This is a genomic window from Rhizobium sp. P2_G2 (assembly GCF_056403555.1).
Window position 1 is genome coordinate 1 of the sequence record NZ_JBFUFF010000269.1, and the last position, 773, is coordinate 773.

The 773-nt window shown below is 67.5% G+C and carries 1 protein-coding gene and 1 pseudogene; both read left to right on the forward strand.

The window, feature by feature from the left end; genetic code table 11:
- Nucleotides 1-213 (forward strand): annotated as a pseudogene (locus tag AC1D06_RS42670) (hypothetical protein); the annotation flags it as partial.
- A gap of 316 nt (nucleotides 214-529) precedes the next feature.
- On the forward strand, nucleotides 530-773 hold a 244-nt coding region (locus AC1D06_RS42675), incomplete at its 3' end, for an ArdC-like ssDNA-binding domain-containing protein (protein ID WP_477991630.1).

Here is a 773-nt window from a genome sequence, read left to right on the forward strand (position 1 = left end):
GTGGGCTACGACAGCGCCGCCCAGCGCAAGCGGGAGTTCGCGGCGGACATGGGTGTGCAGGCTCACGCCCTCCGCATGGCGGCCGAAGGCGCCGTTGCCGCATACGAGCACGTCATCGGCGAAACCTGGAAGCCCTTCGACCGGCCGGTCGATCAACCCGGTGCATCGCTCGATCGCAAGGCGGCGGCGGCGCAACTGGCGGCGTTCGAGTGAGCCGCTCTCCGGCGGGGTTTCGGCCCCGCCACCACATCGATCATCTGAGAGGCCGGCCTTGGTAGGACCGGCCCTTTCTGTGTCGCTGCCAAGGCCGGCGACGAAGAGGCCGAGGAATGAAACGGGAAGATGAGGTTTCGCCCTGCGACCCGTCCCGTTCGTCGGCCCTGCAGGAGCCGGCGGCGAGCCGCAACGGCTTCGCCGTCCTCCACTTCGTTACGGCCGTTCCGGTGCGGCTCACCGCCTCGGCGCCCCTGCGATCGGCCCTCCGCGACGGGCCGCGATGGGCGCGGCCTCCTGAACGGAGGGTTCGAATATGACCAGCAAACCAGCAAATGAACGTGCCGACATCTACGCGAGGATCACCGACAAGATCATCGAAGAGCTGGCCAACGGCGTCCGCCCGTGGACGCAGCCTTGGAAGACAGCGCATGCGGACGGCCGGATCACCCGGCCGCTGCGCCACAACGGCCAGCCCTACAGTGGCGTCAATGTGCTGCTTCTTTGGTCGGAGGGCCTGGCACGCGGCTATTCCTCGGCGATCTGGATGACATTCAAGC